This window comes from Mycolicibacterium diernhoferi, assembly GCF_019456655.1.
In the GTDB taxonomy this organism is placed as follows: domain Bacteria; phylum Actinomycetota; class Actinomycetes; order Mycobacteriales; family Mycobacteriaceae; genus Mycobacterium; species Mycobacterium diernhoferi.
Map to the genome: position 1 here is coordinate 5,107,037 of NZ_CP080332.1, position 19,514 is coordinate 5,126,550.

Annotated in this window: 19 protein-coding genes and 1 pseudogene; 4 read left to right on the plus strand and 16 right to left on the minus strand. The window is 67.6% G+C overall.

Translation table 11 applies throughout. The annotated features are described in order from the left end of the window. Positions 1–13: 13 nt before the first annotated feature. The 5 genes from K0O62_RS24140 to K0O62_RS24160 form a co-directional block, all read right to left on the minus strand. Positions 14–664, minus strand: coding sequence for a hypothetical protein (locus K0O62_RS24140; RefSeq protein ID WP_073859049.1), 651 nt, complete (start codon positions 662–664; stop codon positions 14–16). 19 nt (positions 665–683) lie between these two features. After that, the gene (locus tag K0O62_RS24145; protein ID WP_073858965.1) at positions 684–1,559 is read right to left on the minus strand and encodes a rhomboid family intramembrane serine protease; all 876 of its coding nucleotides are present in this window, start codon (positions 1,557–1,559) and stop codon (positions 684–686) included. 87 nt (positions 1,560–1,646) lie between these two features. Continuing rightward, complete coding sequence (locus K0O62_RS24150; RefSeq protein ID WP_073858966.1) at positions 1,647–2,039, minus strand: hypothetical protein; 393 nt, start codon at positions 2,037–2,039, stop codon at positions 1,647–1,649. A 40-nt stretch (positions 2,040–2,079) separates the two neighbouring features. Continuing rightward, positions 2,080–3,711, minus strand: a complete 1,632-nt coding sequence (locus K0O62_RS24155; RefSeq protein ID WP_073858967.1) for an AMP-binding protein — start codon at positions 3,709–3,711, stop codon at positions 2,080–2,082. After that, the gene (locus K0O62_RS24160; protein ID WP_073858968.1) at positions 3,711–5,399 is read right to left on the minus strand and encodes an AMP-binding protein; all 1,689 of its coding nucleotides are present in this window, start codon (positions 5,397–5,399) and stop codon (positions 3,711–3,713) included. The genes K0O62_RS24155 and K0O62_RS24160 overlap by 1 nt, the downstream gene beginning before the upstream one ends. A 58-nt stretch (positions 5,400–5,457) precedes the next feature. Between K0O62_RS24160 and K0O62_RS24165 the strand changes: the two genes are divergently transcribed. Next, positions 5,458–6,282, plus strand: a complete 825-nt coding sequence (locus tag K0O62_RS24165; protein WP_073858969.1) for a helix-turn-helix transcriptional regulator — start codon at positions 5,458–5,460, stop codon at positions 6,280–6,282. 1 nt (position 6,283) lies between these two features. Here the strand turns inward: K0O62_RS24165 and K0O62_RS24170 are convergent, their stop codons facing one another. After that, positions 6,284–8,104, minus strand: a complete 1,821-nt coding sequence (locus tag K0O62_RS24170) for an ABC transporter ATP-binding protein (protein ID WP_073858970.1) — start codon at positions 8,102–8,104, stop codon at positions 6,284–6,286. Then, complete coding sequence (locus K0O62_RS24175) at positions 8,101–9,906, minus strand: ABC transporter ATP-binding protein (RefSeq protein WP_234800269.1); 1,806 nt, start codon at positions 9,904–9,906, stop codon at positions 8,101–8,103. The genes K0O62_RS24170 and K0O62_RS24175 overlap by 4 nt, the downstream gene beginning before the upstream one ends. Before the next feature lie 170 nt (positions 9,907–10,076). Between K0O62_RS24175 and prrA the strand changes: the two genes are divergently transcribed. Continuing rightward, positions 10,077–10,781 (plus strand): two-component system response regulator PrrA, encoded by a 705-nt coding sequence (gene prrA / locus K0O62_RS24180; protein WP_073858972.1) that lies wholly within the window; start codon positions 10,077–10,079, stop codon positions 10,779–10,781. Between the two features lie 41 nt (positions 10,782–10,822). Then, on the plus strand, positions 10,823–12,157 hold the full coding sequence (locus K0O62_RS24185; protein ID WP_073859050.1) for a sensor histidine kinase: 1,335 nt from the start codon (positions 10,823–10,825) through the stop codon (positions 12,155–12,157). Positions 12,158–12,165: 8 nt separating this feature from the next. On the opposite strand, the gene K0O62_RS24190 is transcribed toward K0O62_RS24185, so the two are convergent. The 7 genes and pseudogenes from K0O62_RS24190 to K0O62_RS24210 form a co-directional block, all read right to left on the minus strand. Next, complete coding sequence (locus K0O62_RS24190; protein ID WP_234803665.1) at positions 12,166–12,933, minus strand: hypothetical protein; 768 nt, start codon at positions 12,931–12,933, stop codon at positions 12,166–12,168. Further along, the gene (locus K0O62_RS24195; RefSeq protein ID WP_131817462.1) at positions 12,930–14,171 is read right to left on the minus strand and encodes a hypothetical protein; all 1,242 of its coding nucleotides are present in this window, start codon (positions 14,169–14,171) and stop codon (positions 12,930–12,932) included. The genes K0O62_RS24190 and K0O62_RS24195 overlap by 4 nt, the downstream gene beginning before the upstream one ends. A 132-nt stretch (positions 14,172–14,303) precedes the next feature. Further along, a complete protein-coding gene (locus K0O62_RS24200; RefSeq protein ID WP_165637047.1) occupies positions 14,304–14,441 on the minus strand; it encodes a hypothetical protein in 138 nt (45 codons plus the stop codon). A gap of 98 nt (positions 14,442–14,539) precedes the next feature. Then, positions 14,540–14,623 carry a channel accessory protein ArfC gene (arfC, locus tag K0O62_RS29095; RefSeq protein ID WP_434084853.1) on the minus strand — a complete coding sequence of 28 codons (84 nt, stop codon included), beginning with the start codon at positions 14,621–14,623 and terminating at the stop codon, positions 14,540–14,542. A gap of 5 nt (positions 14,624–14,628) precedes the next feature. Beyond that, positions 14,629–14,736 (minus strand): annotated as a pseudogene (gene arfB / locus K0O62_RS29100) (channel accessory protein ArfB); the annotation flags it as partial. Between the two features lie 10 nt (positions 14,737–14,746). Continuing rightward, the gene (gene arfA / locus K0O62_RS24205) at positions 14,747–15,700 is read right to left on the minus strand and encodes a channel-forming protein ArfA/OmpATb (protein ID WP_083603729.1); all 954 of its coding nucleotides are present in this window, start codon (positions 15,698–15,700) and stop codon (positions 14,747–14,749) included. Positions 15,701–15,703: 3 nt separating this feature from the next. Further along, a complete protein-coding gene (locus tag K0O62_RS24210) occupies positions 15,704–16,066 on the minus strand; it encodes an FKBP-type peptidyl-prolyl cis-trans isomerase (protein WP_073858973.1) in 363 nt (120 codons plus the stop codon). Positions 16,067–16,098: 32 nt separating this feature from the next. Between K0O62_RS24210 and K0O62_RS24215 the strand changes: the two genes are divergently transcribed. Further along, a complete protein-coding gene (locus K0O62_RS24215) occupies positions 16,099–17,655 on the plus strand; it encodes a phytoene desaturase family protein (protein ID WP_073858974.1) in 1,557 nt (518 codons plus the stop codon). Here K0O62_RS24215 and K0O62_RS24220 read toward each other — a convergent pair. Together K0O62_RS24220 and K0O62_RS24225 are read right to left on the minus strand one after the other, a co-directional pair. Further along, positions 17,652–18,059 carry a MarR family winged helix-turn-helix transcriptional regulator gene (locus tag K0O62_RS24220; RefSeq protein WP_073858975.1) on the minus strand — a complete coding sequence of 136 codons (408 nt, stop codon included), beginning with the start codon at positions 18,057–18,059 and terminating at the stop codon, positions 17,652–17,654. The genes K0O62_RS24215 and K0O62_RS24220 overlap by 4 nt on opposite strands. Beyond that, entirely contained in the window at positions 18,052–19,488 is a 1,437-nt protein-coding gene (locus K0O62_RS24225; RefSeq protein WP_073859054.1) for an MFS transporter, read from the minus strand. The genes K0O62_RS24220 and K0O62_RS24225 overlap by 8 nt, the downstream gene beginning before the upstream one ends. Positions 19,489–19,514: the final 26 nt, after the last annotated feature.

Consider the following 19,514-nt stretch of genomic DNA (forward strand, 5'->3'; position numbering starts at 1 on the left):
CAGCAAGCATCGGCTAGTCACCCTCTACTTTGATCTCGGCACGGGCCCCGGGAACCGGGTTGGCGGATGCGGTGATCACCGTCTGGTGCTCGCCGAGCACGGTCAACCGGTCCAGCACGAATGCGCGGTTCTCGTCGTCGGTGATCCCGTCCAGGTCGCCGACCACCAGCAGCGGCGGAGTCCCGGTGTTGGCCAGCGCGATTCGCAGCAGCACCTGCGCCAGCTCACCGATCTCGTCGAAGTACGCGGTCAGCTCCGGCAGCGCCGCCGCACCGAACGTCGACGCGCAGATCTTCTCCAGGTCGGACTGCTCGGCCTTGCCGATGAAGCGGTACCACGGTGCGTCCCAGCGCAACTGCTCGGTGATCAGGTCACCGACGGTGACCGATTCGGCGATCTTGTCCAGTGCATCGATGTTGGCCAGTGCCGAGACCTTGAAGATCTTGCGGATGTCGGACCGGCCGAAGACGGTCAGGGTGCCCTCCACCGGGCGCATCCGCCCGGCCAGGGTGAGCAACAGTGCGGTGCGCCCGGTGCCGGCCGGATGGATCAGCGCGGTCACCCCGCCGGCGTCGACGTCCAGATCGATGGGGCCGTAGACCGGGCCCCAGGGACCACGCATTCGGATACCGCGGGCGGTGACCGCCGGTTCAGGATCAGGCACCACCCAATCTCAGCACACCTCACCGGAGGTTCAGATACCCGCCGAACATATCCAGCAACTCCGCCGACCGCCACCAGATGAGCGCCAGGAACAACACCAGCAGCCCACCCGTCACCGCGGCCTGGATCAGGGTGCGCTGCGCCCGCGGGGCGTAGACGAATCCCGCGGCCACCAGGGCACCGGTGACCAGGCCACCGAGGTGGCCCTGCCAGCTGATCGCGCCCGCACCGATCAACGGCGCGGCGAAGGTGAACACCACGTTGAGCGCGATCAGACCGATGACCCATTTCACGTCCAGGTTCAGCTTGCGGGATACCACGAAGATCGCACCGAACAATCCGAACACCGCACCCGAGGCGCCCGCGGTGGCGGTGTTCAGCGGGGAGATCAGATACACCAGCACCGAGCCGCCGAGGGCGCTCAGCCCGTAGAGCGCTCCGAACCGCACCCGTCCCAGCAGCCGCTCCAGCGACGGGCCTATGACGTACAGCGCGTACATGTTGAACAGGATGTGCGCGATGCCGTAGTGCAGGAAGGCCGACGTCACGAGCCGGTAGTACTCGCCGCCGGCGACGGCGGGCGGCCACAGCGCCAGCCGGTTCTCCAGCTGCCCGGACGCCATCTGCAGCACAAACATCGCCACATTGAGCGCGATCAGCGTGTAGGTGATCACCGGGGTGTCCGAGGCGGCCTTCCCGCCGAACCGGCCGTGCACCGGCTTGACGGTGGCCGCGCCGGCGGCCACGCACTCCGGGCACTGATGGCCCACCGCGGCAGAGTTCATGCAGTCCCCGCAGATGTAGCGCCCGCACCGGGTGCACTGCACGTAGGACTGGCGACCGGGATGGCGGTAGCAGACCGGGGCCTGCGGGGGCACCTGCGGCGGGTAGCTCATGCGGCCGCCTCGCAAGCTCGGTTACCGCATGTTCGGCTGATGAATCGCTCGCAAGCGTCGCTCATGCCCCCCATTCTTGCCGATGGGTCAGAACAACCTGGCCGCACGCCGACGTGTGGCCACCACCAGGACCGCCGCCGCGATGACGGCCTCGGCCAGCGACACCGTGGTCGCCACACCCATCAGCGCGCTCACCGGGTCGGCCTGCAGGTTCACCGCACCGTGACGGTGCTGCGGCAGCGACCAGTGCGCGCCGATCATGGCGAGGTTCATCACCGCGACCACACACCAGGTGCGCAGCGACCCGGCACGCCACAACTCGTAGCTGCAGTACAGGCACACCAGCGCCATCGCCACGATGAGAACGCCCAGCACCGGGTTACCGGCGTGGCCGAGCATCATCAGGTGCAGCACGGCCGATCCCGCCGCCAGCACGGCGCACACCCGCCGTCCCAGGGTGGCAGGCTGCACGGCGGGCATGCACCAACTCTTCCACCAGAGGTGGCCGCCCGCAGCGCAACTACGAGTTCGCCAGCCCCAGGATCCGGACGCTCTCCTCGCGCATCTGCACCTTGCGGATCTTGCCGGTGACGGTCATCGGGAACTCGTCGACCAGATGCACGTACCGCGGAATCTTGTAGTGCGCCAACCGGCCCGTCGCGAACTCACGGATGGCCTCGGCGTCCAATCGTTCGGCGCCGGGCTTCAACTTGATCCAGACGCAGATCTCTTCGCCATACCTGGTGTCCGGCACCCCGATGACCTGAGCGTCCTCGATATCCGGGTGCGCGTAGAGGAACTCCTCGATCTCGCGGGGGTAGACGTTCTCCCCACCGCGGATCACCATGTCCTTGATCCGGCCGACGATGGTGCAGTAGCCGTCCTCGCGCATCACCGCCAGATCCCCGGTGTGCATCCAGCCGTCCTGATCTATTGCCTCGGCGGTCTTCTCCGGGTCCTCCCAGTAGCCGAGCATCACCGAGTAGCCACGGGTGCAGAACTCTCCGGGCTGCCCGCGCTCCACGATGTCCCCGGTTTCCGGGTCGACGACCTTGATCTCGACATGCGGGTGCGCCCGGCCGATGGTGGCGGTACGGCGTTCCAGATCGTCGTCGTGCAGGGTCTGACACGACACCGGCGAGGTTTCGGTCATGCCGTAACAGATGGCCACCTCGGCCATGTGCATCTCGTTGATGCAACGCTTCATCACTTCGATCGGACACACCGCGCCGGCCATCACCCCGGTCCGCAGACTCGACAGATCCCGATCGGCGAAGCTCGGATGGTTCTGCATGGCGATGAACATCGTCGGCACCCCGTACACCCCGGTACAGCGTTCGGCCTCGATGGTTTCCAGCGTGATACCGGGTTCGAAGCCGGGCGCCGGGATCACCATGGTGACGCCGTGGGTGGTGCAGCCCAGGTTGCCCATCACCATCCCGAAGCAGTGGTAGAAGGGCACCGGGATGCACAGCCGGTCACCGGGTTTGAGATTGATGCCCTCGGTGACGAAGAATCCGTTGTTCAGGATGTTGCGGTGTGACAGCGTCGCACCCTTCGGGAAACCCGTTGTGCCCGAGGTGTACTGGATGTTGATCGGGTCGGTGTTGGACAGGCTGTCCATCCGCTCCCGCAGCTGCTGCGCCGGGACGGCGGCGTCCCGCAATGCGGCCCAGTCCTCGGTACCGAGGAAGATGACCATGCGCAGCGTCGGCGCCTCGGCGCGCACCTGACCGACCATCGCGACATAGTCCGACGTCTTGAAGGAGGTCGCCGAGATGAGCATCCGCACGCCGGACTGGTTGAGCACGTAGCTCAGCTCGTGGGTGCGGTAGGCCGGGTTGATGTTGACCAGGATCGCGCCGATCTTCGCGGTCGCGTACTGCACGATGGTCCACTCCGCGCAGTTGGGCGACCAGATACCCACCCGGTCACCCTTGGCGATCCCGCGGCCCAGCAATCCCCTTGCCACCACGTCGATCTCGTCGTTGAGTTCGCGGTAGGTCCAGCGCAGTCCCTGCGCGACATCGACCAGCGCTTCGACATCGGGATGCGCGGCCGCGGTGCGTTCGAAGTTCGCACCGATGGTGTCCTCGATGAGGGGCGCCGTGCCCGCTTCATGGTCGGTCGGGCCTGCGTCGTAACTCTGCATCAGATCACCAGATCCTCGTATCGGTACTCGGTTTCGATCGGGCTGCCCGAGGCATGTGCCTCATCTTCGCGCCTGCGCAGTTCGACGCGCCGGATCTTGCCGGAAATGGTCTTGGGCAGTTCGAAGAACTCGACCCGGCGGACCTTCAGGTACGGGGCCAGATGATCGCGGGAGTACTCCAGGATCGACTTCGCGGTGTCCGCGTCGGCCTGCCAGCCCGAGGCCAACGCCACGTAGGCCTTCGGCACCGCCAGTCGAGTGTCGTCGGGCTGGGGCACCACCGCGGCCTCGATGACCGCCGGGTGCTCGATGAGCACACTCTCCAGCTCGAACGGCGACACCTTGTAGTCCGAGGACTTGAACACGTCATCGGTGCGGCCGATGTAGGTGATGTAGCCGTCCTCGTCCCGGCTCGCGACGTCGCCGGTGTGGTAGTAGCCGTTGGCCATCACCGCGGCGTTGCGCTTCGGGTCGCCCAGGTATCCGGTCATCAGATTCAACGGTCGGTCGACCAGATCCAGGCAGATCTCGCCCTCGTCGGCCACATCGCCGGTCAGCGGGTCGACCAGCACCACCGGCACCCCGGGCATCGGGCGGCCCATCGAGCCCGCCTTCACCGGCTGGCCGGGGGTGTTGCCGATCTGCAGGGTGGTCTCGGTCTGCCCGAACCCGTCCCGGATGGTCAGGCCCCAGGCCCGTTCGACGGCGCCGATGACCTCCGGGTTGAGCGGCTCGCCGGCACCCAGGATCTCGCGCAGCCCTTCGGGTTTGGCGCCGAGGTCGGCCTGGATGAGCATCCGCCACACCGTCGGCGGGGCGCAGAACGTGTTCACCTCGGCGCGGTGGAGCTGCTCGAGCAGGGCCGCGGCGTCGAACCGGTCGTAGTTGTAGACGAAGATGGTCGCCTCGGCGATCCACGGGGTGAAGAAGCAGCTCCAGGCGTGCTTGGCCCAGCCCGGGGAGCTGATGGCCAGGTGCACGTCGCCGGGGGTGACGCCGATCCAGGCCATCGTGGACAGATGCCCGACCGGGTAGGACACCTGCGAGTGCTCGACGAGCTTGGGCTTGCTGGTGGTACCGGAGGTGAAATACACCAGCAGCGGGTCGCCGACCTCGGTGACGGTCTCGAACGGGCCGGCGGAGCTGACGTCGGCGGCGTCGGCGTAGCGGTGCCAGCCGTCTGCTTCACCGATGGCGATGCGGGTGAACTCGGCGTCGATGCCCTCGAACTTGCCGGCATCGGCGGCGTTGGCGATGACGAACCGGGCGCCGCCGCGCTCGATCCGGTCGGCCAGATCCGCGGTGCCCAGCGCGCCGGTGGTCGGCATGACCACCGCGCCGAGCTTGGCCACGGCCAGCATGGACTCCCACAGTTCGACCTGGTTGCCGAGCATCAGGATGACGCGGTCGCCCTTGCCGACGCCGAGGCTCTGCAGCCAGGTGGCGACCAGGTCGGAGCGCTGCGCCATCTCGGCGAAGCTGAGCTTGGTCTCGCTGCCGTCCTGCTCCACGATCCACAGGGCGGGACGGTGGTTGTCCTGGGCGATGACGTCGAACCAGTCGATCGCCCAGTTGAACGATCCGGTGATGGCGGGCCAGCGGAACGTCGCCACGGCCTTGTCGTAATCGCTGATCACGTCCACGAGCTGATCCCGGGCGTCGCGATAGAGATCTGTGTTGCTGCTCATGCCGACTAGGATCTAGGTCACAGTCCCCCGTCCGCTACCCCCGAAAGAGGGGAACACCGTGGCTCCCCTGTCACCGCTGCTCCGCCCTCGAGACACCGATGCGGTGCGCGCCGAGCTGCGCTGGGTGGCGGCCGAGGCCGGGGTGCCGGTGCTGTTCGGCGGCGAGGTCGACGGTGACGCCTGCCTGTTGAGCGAGTTCGTCGGCACCCGGACCGGAATGCTGCGCGGGCTGGTGGTGCGGGCCAGTTCCGGGTTGGGTGGGGCCAGCATGGTGGCCGGCCGCCCGCTGGCGGTGGCCGACTACCGCAATGCCTCGACCATCACCCACGACTACGACGCCCCGGTTTTGAGCGAGGGCATCCGGTCGGTGCTCGCGGTGCCGGTGGTCGTCGACGGGCTGCCCCGGGCCGTGCTCTACGGCGCCTACCGCTCGGGCGCGCCGTTCGCCGGGCGGGCGGCGGACCTGATGGTCGGCTCCGCGCACCGGCTCGCCGAGGAGATGCGCATCCGCGACGAGGTGGACCGCCGGCTGCGGCTGCGTGAGGCGCAGCAGACCGGTGCGGCCAATCCGGAAGCCGTCCGGGAGGTGTACGCCGGGCTGCGCACGCTGGCTTCTCGCGTCGACGCCGACACCGGCGCCGAGCTGAACCGGCTGGCTGACCTGCTGTCCGCGCCGGTGGACGAGGATCTGGGTTTGACGCCGCGCGAGCTCGACGTGCTGTCGCAGATCGCGCTGGGCTGCACAAATGCCGAAGCCGCGCAGCGGCTTTCACTCAAGCCCGAGACCGTGAAGAGCTATCTGCGCAGCGCGGCGTCGAAGCTGGGTACGCACAGCCGGCACGAGGCGGTGTCGAAGGCGCGCCGAGCCCGGTTGATTCCCTAGCTCAGGCCAACGACTCCACCCACGCCCGGTGCAGCGCCGCGAACTGCCCGTCCCCGCCGATCAACTCCTCCGGCGGCCCGTCCTCGACGACCTCGCCGTGCTCGAGCACCAGCACCCGGTCGGCGATCTGCACCGTAGACAGTCGGTGCGCGATCACCACGGCGGTGCGGTCGGCCAGCACGGTGGCCAAGGCGCGCTGCACCATTCGTTCGCTGGGGATGTCCAATGATGAGGTCGCCTCGTCCAGGATCAGCACCGCCGGATCGGCCAGGAACGCCCGAGCGAACGCGATGAGCTGACGCTGCCCGGCCGAGAGCCGGCCGCCGCGCTTGGCGACGTCGGTCAGGTACCCCTCCGGCAGATCGTCGATGAACCGGTCCGCTCCGACGGCCACCGCCGCCTCGCGCACCTCGGCATCGGTGGCGTCGGGCCGGCCGAACCGGATGTTGTCGGCGATGGTGCCCTCGAAAATGAAGTTCTCCTGGGTCACCATCACCACCTGCGAGCGCAGGTCGGCCTGCGCGACATCGCGCAGATCGATACCGTCCAGCGTCACCGCACCGGAGACCGGGTCGTAGAACCGGGCCAGCAGTTTGGCGATGGTGGTCTTGCCCGCGCCCGTGGTCCCGACCAGTGCGACCGTCTGCCCGGCCGGGATATCCAGCGTCAACGACGGCAGCACCGGCCGGTCCCGCACGTAGGAGAAGTGCACATCCTGAAAGACGATGTGACCCAACACATCCGAGAGCTTCACTGGATGCGCGGGATCCTCGATGCCGGGGTCTTCGGCCAGCACTCCGGCGATCTTCTCCAGTGCCGCCGACGCGGACTGGAAGGTGTTGAAGAACTGCGAGATCTCCTGCATCGGCTCGAAGAAGATCCGCAGGTACAGCAGGAACGCGGTCAACGTCCCCAGCGTCATCTGATCCTCCAGCACCAGGTAGCCGCCGTAGAGCAGCACCGCGCCGGTGGTGAGGTTGCCGGTCAGCCGCACCGCCGGCATGAAGATCGCCAGCAGCTTGAACGCCCGCTCGTTGATCGTCTTGTACTGATCGGCGACGTCCTCGAAGATCTCCTGGTTGCGCGGTTCGCGGCGGTAGGCCTGCACGGCCTTGATGCCGGTCATGGTCTCCACGAACTGCACGATCACCAGGGCCGCGGCCTCACGCACCTTCAGATAGGTGCGCGAGGATTCGTTGCGGAACCACCACGTCAGCAGCACCAGCACCGGGAACGCGCACAGGCAGGCCAGCCCGAGTCGCCAGTCCAGCACCACCAGCAGCACGGCGGTGCCGAACATGGTGAGCACCGCGGTGATCAGACCGTCGAACCCGGTGGCCAGCATGTCCTGGATGGCGTCCACGTCATTGGTGGACCGGGCCACCACCCGGCCCGAGGTGTAGCGGTCGTGGAACGCCACGTCGAGCCGCTGGAAATGCCGGAACAGCCTGCGGCGCAGTTCGATCAGCACCTTCTGACCGATCCGGCCCGACCGGCGCAGGAAGTACATCCGGCTGACGGCCTGCAGCACCACCACGGTGCACAGCGCCGCCAGGATGAGCAGCAGGTCATGGGCGTTGCCGTCGGCAGTGATCGGCGGGATGCCGTGGTCGATGCCGCGCTGCACCAGCAGCGGCACCGACAGCCGGGCCGCGTTCTCCACCACCACGACGACCGCGAGCACCGCGAGCGCCGGCCAGTACGGCTTCAGCAGCGACCCCAGCAGCGAACGGGCCTCCCGGCGCCGCGAGATCGACTCGTCGATGGGCAGGTTCTCGTCGTCGGCGGAGACCGCCTGACCCCGCCAGTCGGTGACGCTCATTCGGACCTGCCGCTCATCGACTGCACCCCGGCGAGTTCCTCGTCGGCGGCCAGCAGGTACCGGTACTCCGGCGCCTCGGCCAGCAGGTCGTGGTGGGTGCCGACCCGGGTCACGGTCCCGTTCTCCAGCAGGGCCACCCGGTCGGCCAGCAGCACCGTCGACGCGCGGTGGGCCACCACGATCCCGGTGACATCGCGCAGCACCCGGCCCAGCGCCTCGGTGACCTCGGCCTCGGTGTGCACGTCCAGCGCGGACAGGGTGTCGTCGAGCACCAGGATGCGCGGGTCGGCGATGATCGCGCGGGCCAGCGAAAGACGTTGCCGTTGACCACCGGACAGGCTCATGCCCTGCTCCCCGATGCGGGTGTCCAGACCGAACGGCAGGTCGTAGACGAACTCGGCCGACGCGACGTCGATGCCCCGGGCCAGGTCCTCGTCGGTGGCGTCGGGGTTGCCGAGGCGCAGGTTCTCGGCCACCGACATGGAGAACAGCGTCGGGTCCTCGAAGGCGGTGGCCACGGTGCGCCGCAGCGCGGGTAGCGACAGCTCGCGGATGTCGGTGCCGTCGACCAGGATGGCGCCCTCGCTGACGTCGTGTAGCCGGGACAGCAGCGCGGCCAGCACCGACTTGCCCGACCCGGTGGCCCCGACCAGGGCGACCGTCTCCCCGGACTCCACGGTCAGGTTCACGTGTCGTAGCGCCCAGGTGTCCGAGTCCGGGAACCGGAAGCCGACGTCGATGAGTTCCAGCCGCCCGCCGTGCGCGGCCGCCGTGTGCGGGCCGTCGGTGATCTCGCGCGGGGCGTCGAAGATCTCGGCGACCCGGTTGGCGGCCGTCATGGACTCCTGGGTCATGGACAGCAGGAAACCCAGCGAGGCGATCGGCCACACCAGCGACAGCATCATGGTGATGAACGCGACCAGCGTGCCCATGCTGATGTAGCCGTGACCGGTCGCGTAGGCGCCGACGCCGAGCACGATGATCAGCGTGATGTTGGGGATGACCTCCAGCAGCGTCCAGAACTTGGCCGACACCGCGACCTTGCGCACCTCGGTGTCGTACAGCCCGGTGACCCGCTCGTCGAAGCCGCGGTAGGCGTGCTCCTCGCGGCCGAACGACTTGATGACGCGCAGCCCGAGCGCGGATTCCTCGACGTGGGTGGCGACATTGCCGGCCTGGTCCTGTGACTGCCGCGACAGCTGGGTGAACTGCCGCTGGAAGTGCAGCACCGCCCACGTGATCGGCACGATCGCCACCACCACGACCACCCCCAGCGGCCAATACATGGCCAGCAGGATCGCGGTCACCGCGATGATCTGGACGATGTTGAGCATCAGGAACAGCAGCCCGAAGGACAGGAACTGCCGGATGGCGCTCAGATCGTTCATCACCCGCGACAGCAACTGCCCGGACTGCCAGTTTCCGTGAAACGACATCGGCAAGATCTGTAGCCGCGCGTAGAGGTCCTTACGGATGTCGGCCTCGACACCCATGGTGGCCCGGGCCACCAGCCAGCGCCGGACGAACCAGAGCACGGCCTCGCAGATCAGCAACGCGACGGCGGCCAACCCCAGCGTCCACAGGCCCGCGGCGTCCTTCTCCCGGACCGGCCCGTCGATGACCGCCCTGGTGATCAGCGGCACGGAGATGGTCGCGGCGAGGCTGACGAAGGCCGCCACCACCATCGCGATCCAGCGCACCTTGTAGGGCCTGAGGTACGGCAGCAGCCGCAGGATGTCCGACGACGTCCTGATCCGCTTCGGTGGCGGCGCGATCGCCGGTTCCGAATGGAGTCCCTGCACACGCACCACCTCCCCTGCTCATCTTGATTTCTATCGCACGGTGCCGACAACTTATTTCCGGCGTGCGGCCAACCTAAAACCTCAACAATGGATGAGGTCAAGAAACTTCCCGCACCGCCGATACCCAGGCCTCCCCCGGTTGTCGTGGTCTTTCAGGCAGTATTGGCTGCATGGAAAGTGGTGCCTCGGCCTCCCCGCGGGTTCTCGTCGTCGACGACGACCCGGACGTCCTCGCCTCGCTGGAGCGCGGCCTGCGGCTGTCCGGCTTCGAGGTCTCCACCGCGGTGGACGGCGCCGAAGCCCTGCGCAGCGCTACCGAGAACCGTCCGGATGCGATCGTGCTGGACATCAACATGCCGGTCCTGGACGGGGTCAGCGTGGTCACCGCGCTGCGCGCCATGGACAACGACGTTCCGGTCTGCGTGCTCTCGGCCCGCACCAGCGTCGACGACCGGGTCGCCGGTCTGGAAGCCGGCGCCGACGACTACCTGGTCAAGCCCTTCGTGTTGCAGGAGCTGGTGGCCCGGGTCAAGGCGCTGCTGCGCCGGCGCGGATCCACCGCGACGTTCTCCTCGGAGACCATCTCGGTGGGCCCGCTGGAGGTCGACATCCCGGGCCGGCGCGCCCGCGTCAACGGCACCGACGTGGACCTGACCAAACGCGAGTTCGACCTGCTGGCGGTGCTGGCCGAGCACAAGACCGCGGTACTGTCCCGCGCGCAGCTCCTCGAGCTGGTGTGGGGCTACGACTTCGCCGCCGACACCAACGTGGTCGACGTGTTCATCGGCTACCTGCGCCGCAAGCTTGAGGCCGGCGGCGCACCGCGGCTGCTGCACACCGTGCGCGGTGTGGGCTTCGTGCTGCGGACCCAGTAGGTCAGACTGACCCCGTGGATTTGAACGACCGGCTGTACCGGATGCTCGGGCTGCCCAAGCGCATCCTGTCACTGCGCTCGATCGTGGTGGTCTCGGCGCTCGGAGTGGTCACGACCGTCATCATCATCGGCACCTGGGTGTGGATCGGTATCACCAACGAGCAGTACAGCCAGCTGGACCGCCGACTGGACTCGATCAGCAGTCTCGGGGACGTCAGCACCCTGCTGTCCAGCGCGATGAAGGCCGACACCGACGCACCGGTGGCCGACCCCGACCTGGTGCGCACCGCTCGCATCGGGGGCGCCACCGTGTCGATCCCCGGTGACATCGTGCTGCCGGAGTTCCCGGACGGCTTCGCCACCACCACCATCAACGGCGTCGAGTACCGGGTGCGCACCTTCACCGCCGGGCAGGCCTCGGTGGCGCTCGGCGCGACCTTGACCGAGACCGAACGGCAGATCAACGCCCAGCACCGACGCGTTCTGCTGATCAGCGGCGGCGTCATCGGCGGCACCCTGGTGGTCGGGTGGGTGATCTCGGCGGTGATGATCACCCCGTTCCGGCGGCTGGCCCAGCAGGCCCGCGCCATCAACGCGCAGTCCAAGCCGGAGGAGGTGCAGGTCCGCGGGGTGTGGGAGGCCACCGAGATCGGCGAGGCCGTCGAGGGCATGCTGGCCCGCATCGGCGACGAGCAGCAGCGCACCAAGGCCGCGCTGGAATCGGCGCGAGACTTCGCCGCGGTGGCCTCGCATGAACTGCGCACCCCGTTGACCGCCATGCGCACCAACCTGGAGGTGCTGGCCACTCTGGACATGCCCGACGAGCAACGCAAAGAGGTGCTGGGCGATGTCATCCGCACCCAGTCGCGGATCGAGGCCACGCTGTCCGCGCTGGAACGCCTCGCGCAGGGGCAGCTGTCCACCTCCGACGACCATGCCCCGGTCGACCTGACCGAGCTGCTCGACCGCGCCGCCCACGACGCCATGCGGGTGTACCCGGACCTCGACGTCTCACTGGTGCCCGCGCCGACGGTGCTCATCCTGGGCCTGGCCGCCGGTCTGCGGCTGGCCGTCGACAACGCGATCGCCAACGCGGTCAAGCACGGCGACGCCAAGCGGGTTCAGCTGTCCGCGGTGAGCTCCCGCGAGGGAGTCGAGATCGCCATCGACGATGACGGCTGCGGGATCCCCGAAGAGGAGCGCACCAAGGTGTTCGAGCGGTTCTCCCGTGGGTCCACCGCATCGCACTCCGGCTCCGGGCTGGGCCTGGCCCTGGTCGCTCAGCAGGCCGAATTGCACGGCGGTACAGCCTCGCTGGAGGAGAGCCCGCTCGGTGGGACCCGGCTGCTGCTGCGCCTGCCCGGCCCGACGAACTAACGGGACCGCTACTCGACGGCGAACCGCTCGTTGCGCAGGCGGTCGAGCGCTCGTCCATCCTCGAGCTCGTCCCGGTTCTCCGGGTGCAGCCAGTAATGCCGGACCATCCAGTACAACGCCGCACCGTTGGGGACGAACCCGCTGGCGTTGTTGATCACAATCGGTTTCGCATCCCTCACGACGAGCACGATCGGATGACGGAGATTCTTGTCCGGAGTCTGGTCGGTGACATCGATGACGTCTTCCCAAGATCCTCGGCGGGTGAACAAAACATCGACCACCTCGAACCCCTCAGCCGTCAACCGAAGATGCCCCATCCCGCGCCGCCGAGCTATCGCGATCAGTCCGCCGAGACAGAAAACCACCAACAGTCCGATAAGAATGGGACTGAAAACCTGCTGTCCACGACTCAACGACAGGTCAACCGCACCTTGCGGAACATAGATAACGTAGGGCAGGCCGGCGAGCAAACCCGATACAAAAACCGCGGCTACAAGCCCTACGGTCAGCGAGTCCGGCAGCAGAACGGTCCCCGCAGAACCCACATCGGGCCGCATCGGTATCGACATGAACCGCAGGCGTGCGGTCAGAAATGCGCTGGATACGCAGAACACCGTGGCCCCGAAAGTGATCACGGCCGTGAGATATTCACCGCGCTGCAATCGATCCACCGTCATCACCACCGCTGCCACTCCCGACGCAGCGAACACCACTAGCGCGAAAGCGATCATCACGCTGCGGTCCCGCCAGTGCACAGGTCGAGTCATCGAGGTCATTTGCAGAACGTTTCGCCGACCTTTGTACCCAACGTGTTCATCCAATCTCCTGCTAGATAGGCGGTGCCGACTGCCAACGCAGGAACCGCTACGGCCTGGCCGAAGGGAACCAGGGAGCCCGCACCCGCACCGGCAGCGCCCCCGCCGATCTCGCCGACGATCTGAAAACCACCCGCGAACCCCGAAACACATGCGTCGTACGGAGTCTCCGCCGAAGCCATTGAATACGCCGTGGTCAAGACGCCCAATGCGGGTCCTCCGAATTTCGCTCCGGCACCGACATTCTTGGTGGCATCCACGTCCAGCATCGGCAGGCTGCCGCCACGCCCGACGTGCGCACTCAGGCCTGTCATGGCACCACCAACCGTCGTGGGCACCGCGCCGGTCAGCAACGGGTTGTCAGGCGGCAGTACGCCGTAGCGGCCATCGGGCAGTGTGAACGCCATCTTGATGACACCGTCCGGGGTTTCCGAACCGTTGAGCATGGTGCCGTCGGCCCACTCGATATCCAGCCGTTTGTTGCCCCACATGTCGATCCATGAATCGGTCGTGGTGATCATCTTGTCGTCGGGATCGTAGTGAGTGGTCGTCATGTGTCGGTGTCCCGGCGGCCCGAATTCCCAGAGGACCTGCTTGCTGCCGTCCTGCATGATCAGTGTCTTCCGCGGCTCGCCGTAATCCCCGCGGTGATTGACGATTTCCTCCTTGACCTCCCGAACGGTCGTTGCCATCTCTTCGCCCCGCATCACGGCCTGCTGAAAAAGCCCGATATGGTTCGAGGGGTTCGGCACTTCGTCATCGGGGCGCTGTAGACCCGCAATCATCAAGCCGCCCAGTCCATCTGTACTGGGCGCGACGAATCCGAGTTCCGCTGCTCCAGCCATCACCGCGTCAGCGACGGCGTCATCAGCGGCACCCACGGCCAGCAACAGTTCATTGATCACCGCCTGCTCGGCCTCGATCAACGCCATCAGCGCTGCGACCTTCTCCTCCGACATCGGCGCCGCCTTGATCAGCACGACCCACCCATCAGAGACGTACAAGTCTCCCCTGTCGATCTCGTCGGCTTTGTTCAACAGCCCTGTTCGGGCCCCTCCGATCGAACCCGCACCATCGACGAACTCCTGGCCGATCTTCCCGTTGTGCTCCGCGAAATCACGTGTCTGCTCCGTCGCCCTGCCGAACATTTTGTCGGCTTCGTCGTGAGCCGCTCCCGACCACGCCTTGGTCTCCGGCATCACACCGAGGTTGTCTCGGACCCGCACCACAGCATCGTCAACCGCCTGGCCACCGGCTTTGATGTGCGCGCCGGTGAACGACAAGGAGTCGGGATTCCACCGTTCAAGCCGAGAGCGTGACGGCAGCATGGTTCAGAAGATTCCTTCGAAAGTCGAAACCAGACCGGAGTCCGTCCCCCCGTTTCCGCCGACATCCCCCTCGATGATCAGTCCCGACGCGACATCGACCTGACCGGCGAAGGCACGCAGAATCTCGGGGTCGACCTCCACCAGCAACCTCCGTTCACGTGCGCTGCAAGCCCTCAGTCAACAACCTACGTGAGCTCAGCGACCCGCCCGATCACCAATTTCCGGGCTGCGTGAGTTGGCTAGCGTGAGGACCTCCGCACCGTCAACGCCAACGTCAGAACGAATCCGAGCAGGAACGACAGCGCCAGCAACGCCATGCTCATGAGGGCTCGTCCTCACTCGCCGGTTTGATCAGCAGCACGGTGGCACCCCAGGCCACCGCGGAGCCGGCGACGAACGCCAGCAGATACCAGAACCACTCCAGCACGAATTCCACGCCGTTCCCCTCAGCTGACCGTGATCTCGACGCGCCGGTTCTGCGCCCGGCCCGCCTCGGTGTCGTTGCCCGCGATCGGTTCGGTCGCGCCGGCGCCGGACGAGGTCACCCGATCCGCCGACACCCCTTGCCGAATGAAGGCGTCGGCAACGGCTTTCGCTTGTCGGGCGCTCAACTCGATGCCGGCCGCATCGGCGACGGTGTCATCGGTGTGCCCGGTGATCGACACCCGCGCCTGCGGGCAGGCCTTCAGCTCCTTGACCAACTCGGCGATCAGCGGTGCCGAGCTCTCCGCGATCCGGGCCCCGCCGGCCTCGTACTGGATCGGGGTGCGCAGCAGACCCGAGATGTCCTGCTGCAGGTCGGCACACTCCCCGCTCAACCCAGGGCTCACCGGTGCCTGCGGAGGCGCGAATCCCGGTGTGATCACCGCGATGTCGTCCACCACCGCCAGATCGGGCCAGGCGGCCTGCACGGCATCCTCCACCCGGGCGGTGACGTCCTCGGATTCGGCGGTGCCGGTGAGGATGACGTCCCCGCCGTTGATGCTGAACCCGAAGTCCGGCAACGGCGACCCCGCGATCAGCACACCGTCGAGCCCGGTCAGATCGGGCGCGGTGATACCACCGATGACGCTCAGCAGATCGATGACGTTCGACCCCGGCAGCAACGTCCGCACCCGGTCCAGGGCAAAGGTTCTGGTCGGTTCGTCGGGCACCTGACCGCTGACGACGACGTCATCGTTACTGTGCTGCAACGAGAATGGCGCCATCACCACGCCTGCGCGGCCGTTCGCCGGGGTCAAGGTCGGTGCGGTGCTGATCATCGGGTTCGGCAGCGCCGAGTCCGATGTGTCGTCGCGGACCGCGGTCCCGATCAGTGCGAGGGCCAGCGGCACCACGATGAGTGCCGCCAGCCATCCCGCACCCGGCGGACGCCGATGGAAGTCGGTCGAGCCCGGCACCGGCTAGCGTGCGGCCAGCAGGTCGATCACGAAGATCAGGGTCTTGCCGGACAGCTGGTGCCCGCCGCCGGCCGGTCCGTACGCCAGCTCCGGCGGGATGGTCAGCTTGCGCCGTCCACCCACACGCATGCCGGGGATGCCGTCCTGCCAGCCCTGGATCAGCCCGCGCAACGGGAACGAGATGGCCTCACCGCGGTTCCAGGAACTGTCGAACTCTTCACCGGTGTCGTATTCCACGCCGATGTAGTGCACCTGCACGGTGCCGCCCGGCACCGCTTCGGCGCCGTCGCCGACCGTCACGTCTTCGATGACCAGCTCGGTGGGCGCCGGGCCATCGGGAAATTCAATCTCGGGTTTCGTTGCCATGGTTTCCTACCGTAGTCGGGCAGACTTGGCGTGTGGCCGCAGACCAAGACATCGTCATCGTCGGAGGTGGGCACAACGGCCTCGTCGCCGCTGCGTACCTGGCCCGTGCGGGTCGCCGGGTCACCCTGTTGGAACGGCTCGACCATGTGGGTGGCGCGGCGGTGTCGGCGCACGCCTTCGACGGCATCGACGCGCGGTTGTCCCGCTACTCCTATCTGGTGAGCCTGCTGCCCCGGCGCATCATCGACGACCTCGGCGCACGGATCCGGCTGGCTCGCCGGCGCGCGTCGTCCTACACCCCGGATCCGGCCACCCGGGGCGCCACCGGACTGCTGATCGGAGCGCGAAACACCTTCGCGGCCATCGGCGCCGGAAGCGACGAGGCCCGGTTCACCGAGTTCTACCGGCGCGCGCAGCTGGTGACCGCGGCGGTGTGGCCCACGCTGCTGTCCCCGCTGAGCACCCGCTCGGCCATCCGGGACCGGGTGCTGAGCTCGGCGGACCCGGCCGCTGCCGCCGGCTGGGAGACCCTGATCAACACCCCGATCGGCCGCGCCATCGCCGAGTCGGTGCACAACGACCTGGTGCGCGGGGTGATCGCCACCGATGCGCTGATCGGTACCTTCGCCGCCACCGACGACCCGTCGCTGATCCAGAACATCTGCTTCCTGTATCACCTGATCGGCGGCGGCACCGGCGACTGGGACGTCCCGGTCGGCGGGATGGGTGCGGTCACCGGCGCGCTCACCGCGGCCGCCAGCGGCTTCGGCGCCGAGATCATCACCGGGGCCGAGGTGTATGCGATCAGCCCCGACGGTGATGTGCGCTACCGCACCCAGGATGGCGAGCACACCGTGCACGGTAGGCATGTCCTCGCCGGGGTCACCCCGGCGGTGCTGGCACGACTGCTCGGGGAGCCCGAGCCGGAAACCGCTCCGGGATCGCAGATCAAGGTCAACCTGATGCTCGAACGGCTGCCCCGGTTGCGCGACCAGTGGGTGGGCCCGGAGCAGGCCTTCGCCGGCACCTTCCACATCAACGAGACCATGCGGCAGCTGGACACCGCCTACGCCACGGCGGCCGCCGGTGAGCTGCCCGATCCGCTGCCGTGCGAGGTGTACTGCCACTCACTGACCGACCCGAGCATCCTGTCCGAACCATTGCGCAGCAGCGGTGCCCATACCCTGACGGTGTTCGGCCTGCACACCCCGCACCGCCTGCTCGAGGATCTGGACCCGGACACCAAGCGCATCAAACTTACTGCGGCAGCTCTACATTCGCTGAATTCGGTGTTGGCCGAGCCGATTCAGGACGTCGTGATGACCGACGCGGACGGCCGTCCGTGCGTGGAGGCCAAGACCACCGGCGACCTGGAGGACGCGCTCGGCATGACGGCGGGCAACATCTTCCACGGCGCGCTGGGCTGGCCGTTCGCCGAGGACGACGAGGACCTGGACACCCCGGCCAAACGCTGGGGCGTGGCAACCGGGCACGATGCGATCCTGTTGTGCGGGTCGGGGGCTCGGCGCGGCGGCGCAGTGTCGGGTATCGGTGGGCACAACGCGGCGATGGCCGTGCTGGAGAGCTAGCTCAACTTCCCCAGAAGATCCTGCAGCGCAACGAGATCCGTCTTACTCAAGGCCGCTACCACCGGGGGCGCGGGATCCTCGACGGCGTCGATCCGGGCGAGCAGCTCGCGCCCACGGGCGGTGAGCGAGACCGTCTTCGACCGTCGATCACCCGGATCGGTCTGCCGGATCACCAGCCCGCGCTCCTCCAGATCGTTGACCGCGACGGTGGCCGCGGGGGCGTCCATGGCGGCCGCCTCGGCCACCCCCTTGACCGTCATCGGCTCACTCGCAAGCCTTTTGAGGACCCGGATGCGGCTGAACGGCAGACCGGACTGCTCGATGACGGCCCGTTTCCAGCCGTCCCGGTTCTGGTGGACCACCGCGGCCATCCGGCGCCATACGTCGTCGGCGAGTTCAGACATCGGTGGCCGCCTTGCTCCCCGGACCGGCTGGGGCGTCGATGAGCGGGGCCAGCCGCCGGGCCGAGTCCATGGCCCGCGCCGAGGTGGACACCACGCCGAGGACCACGATCACCATCCCGAGGGCGGCGCACAACAACCACAGCGGGCGGGCCGATGCGGCGAAGTCACCGTGCCCGGCCAGGGCGGCGCCGGCCACCGAACCGCACAGCGCCACACCGATACTCACGCCGATCTGGCGGCTGGTGCTGGTCACCGCGGAGGCGGCGCCGGCCCGGTCCAACGGCATCCCGCTGACCGCCGTATTGGTGATCGGCGCGTTGACCATGGAGAAGCCGATGCCGAAGACCGCGAACACCGCCATCAGCGACCACACCGGCGCCGACTCACCCAGCAGTGCCAGCACGATGGAGGCCGTCACGATCATCACCCCGGACACCAGCAGCGACGGACGGGCCCCGTACCGGCCCACCAGCCGTCCCGACAGCGGGGAGAACACCAGGGCGCCGACCGCGATCGGCAGGTAGATCAGCCCGGTCTGCATGGCGGAGAAGCCGCGCGCACCCTGCAGGTAGAGCGACATCATGAACAGCAGCGCACCCCAGGAGGCGAACGCGCAGATCGCGATCACGGTCGCCGACGCGAACGGCACACTACGGAAGAAACGCAGGTCGATGAACGGGTCCGTCCGCCGCGCCTCGTAGCGCAGGAATGCCACGAAGGTCAGCACCGCGACGACGGCCGCGACGACGACGCGGGGGTGACCCCAGCCCAACGCGGGCCCTTCGATGAGGGCGAACACCATGCCGAACAGGAACGCCACGGCCAGCGCCTGCCCGATGGGGTCGATGGTGCGCATGGTCGCCGACCGGGTCTCCGGGACGAAGATCGCGGTCAGCACGAGGGCCGCCAGACAGATCGGCAGGTTGATCCAGAACACCGCCCGCCAGCTGATCAGGTGGATGAGCAGCCCGCCCACCGTCGGGCCGAGGGCCATGGAGATGCCCACGACCCCACCCCACACACCGATGGCACGGGCGCGTTCGACGGGCCCGGTGAACACCTGGGAGATGATGGACAGCGCCACCGGATTGAGCATCGAGCCGCCGACGGCCTGCAGGAAGCGCGCGGCGATCAGGGCGTCTATGCCCGGGGCGAGACTGCACAGCAGCGAGCCGAGCGCGAAGACGACCAGGCCGGTCTGGAACACCCGGCGCCGCCCCAACCGGTCCCCCATGGCGCCGGACAGCATCAGCAGCGAGGCCAGCACCAGGGTGTAGATGTCGATGACCCACTGCAACTGGGATGCGGTGGCCCCGAGATCCGTCTGGATGGACGGGATGGCGACGTTGACGATGGTCGCGTCCATCGACACGATCAGCAGGCTCAGACAGCACGACGCGAGGACGATCGCCTTACGCCGGGGCGTCAGCGTGCTGATGGTTTCATTCACGCAAC

Coding starts and splice junctions, on each gene's coding strand:
- K0O62_RS24145 (WP_073858965.1), bottom strand. CDS start 1,559: ATGAGCTACCCGCCGCAGGTGCCCCCGCAGGCCCCGGTCTGCTACCGC.
- K0O62_RS24185 (WP_073859050.1), top strand. CDS start 10,823: ATGCTCGGGCTGCCCAAGCGCATCCTGTCACTGCGCTCGATCGTGGTG.
- prrA (WP_073858972.1), top strand. CDS start 10,077: ATGGAAAGTGGTGCCTCGGCCTCCCCGCGGGTTCTCGTCGTCGACGAC.
- K0O62_RS24220 (WP_073858975.1), bottom strand. CDS start 18,059: ATGTCTGAACTCGCCGACGACGTATGGCGCCGGATGGCCGCGGTGGTC.
- K0O62_RS24190 (WP_234803665.1), bottom strand. CDS start 12,933: ATGACCTCGATGACTCGACCTGTGCACTGGCGGGACCGCAGCGTGATG.
- K0O62_RS24170 (WP_073858970.1), bottom strand. CDS start 8,104: ATGAGCGTCACCGACTGGCGGGGTCAGGCGGTCTCCGCCGACGACGAG.
- K0O62_RS24155 (WP_073858967.1), bottom strand. CDS start 3,711: ATGCAGAGTTACGACGCAGGCCCGACCGACCATGAAGCGGGCACGGCG.
- K0O62_RS24150 (WP_073858966.1), bottom strand. CDS start 2,039: ATGCCCGCCGTGCAGCCTGCCACCCTGGGACGGCGGGTGTGCGCCGTG.
- arfC (WP_434084853.1), bottom strand. CDS start 14,623: ATGAGCATGGCGTTGCTGGCGCTGTCGTTCCTGCTCGGATTCGTTCTG.
- K0O62_RS24160 (WP_073858968.1), bottom strand. CDS start 5,399: ATGAGCAGCAACACAGATCTCTATCGCGACGCCCGGGATCAGCTCGTG.
- K0O62_RS24210 (WP_073858973.1), bottom strand. CDS start 16,066: ATGGCAACGAAACCCGAGATTGAATTTCCCGATGGCCCGGCGCCCACC.
- K0O62_RS24195 (WP_131817462.1), bottom strand. CDS start 14,171: ATGCCGGAGACCAAGGCGTGGTCGGGAGCGGCTCACGACGAAGCCGAC.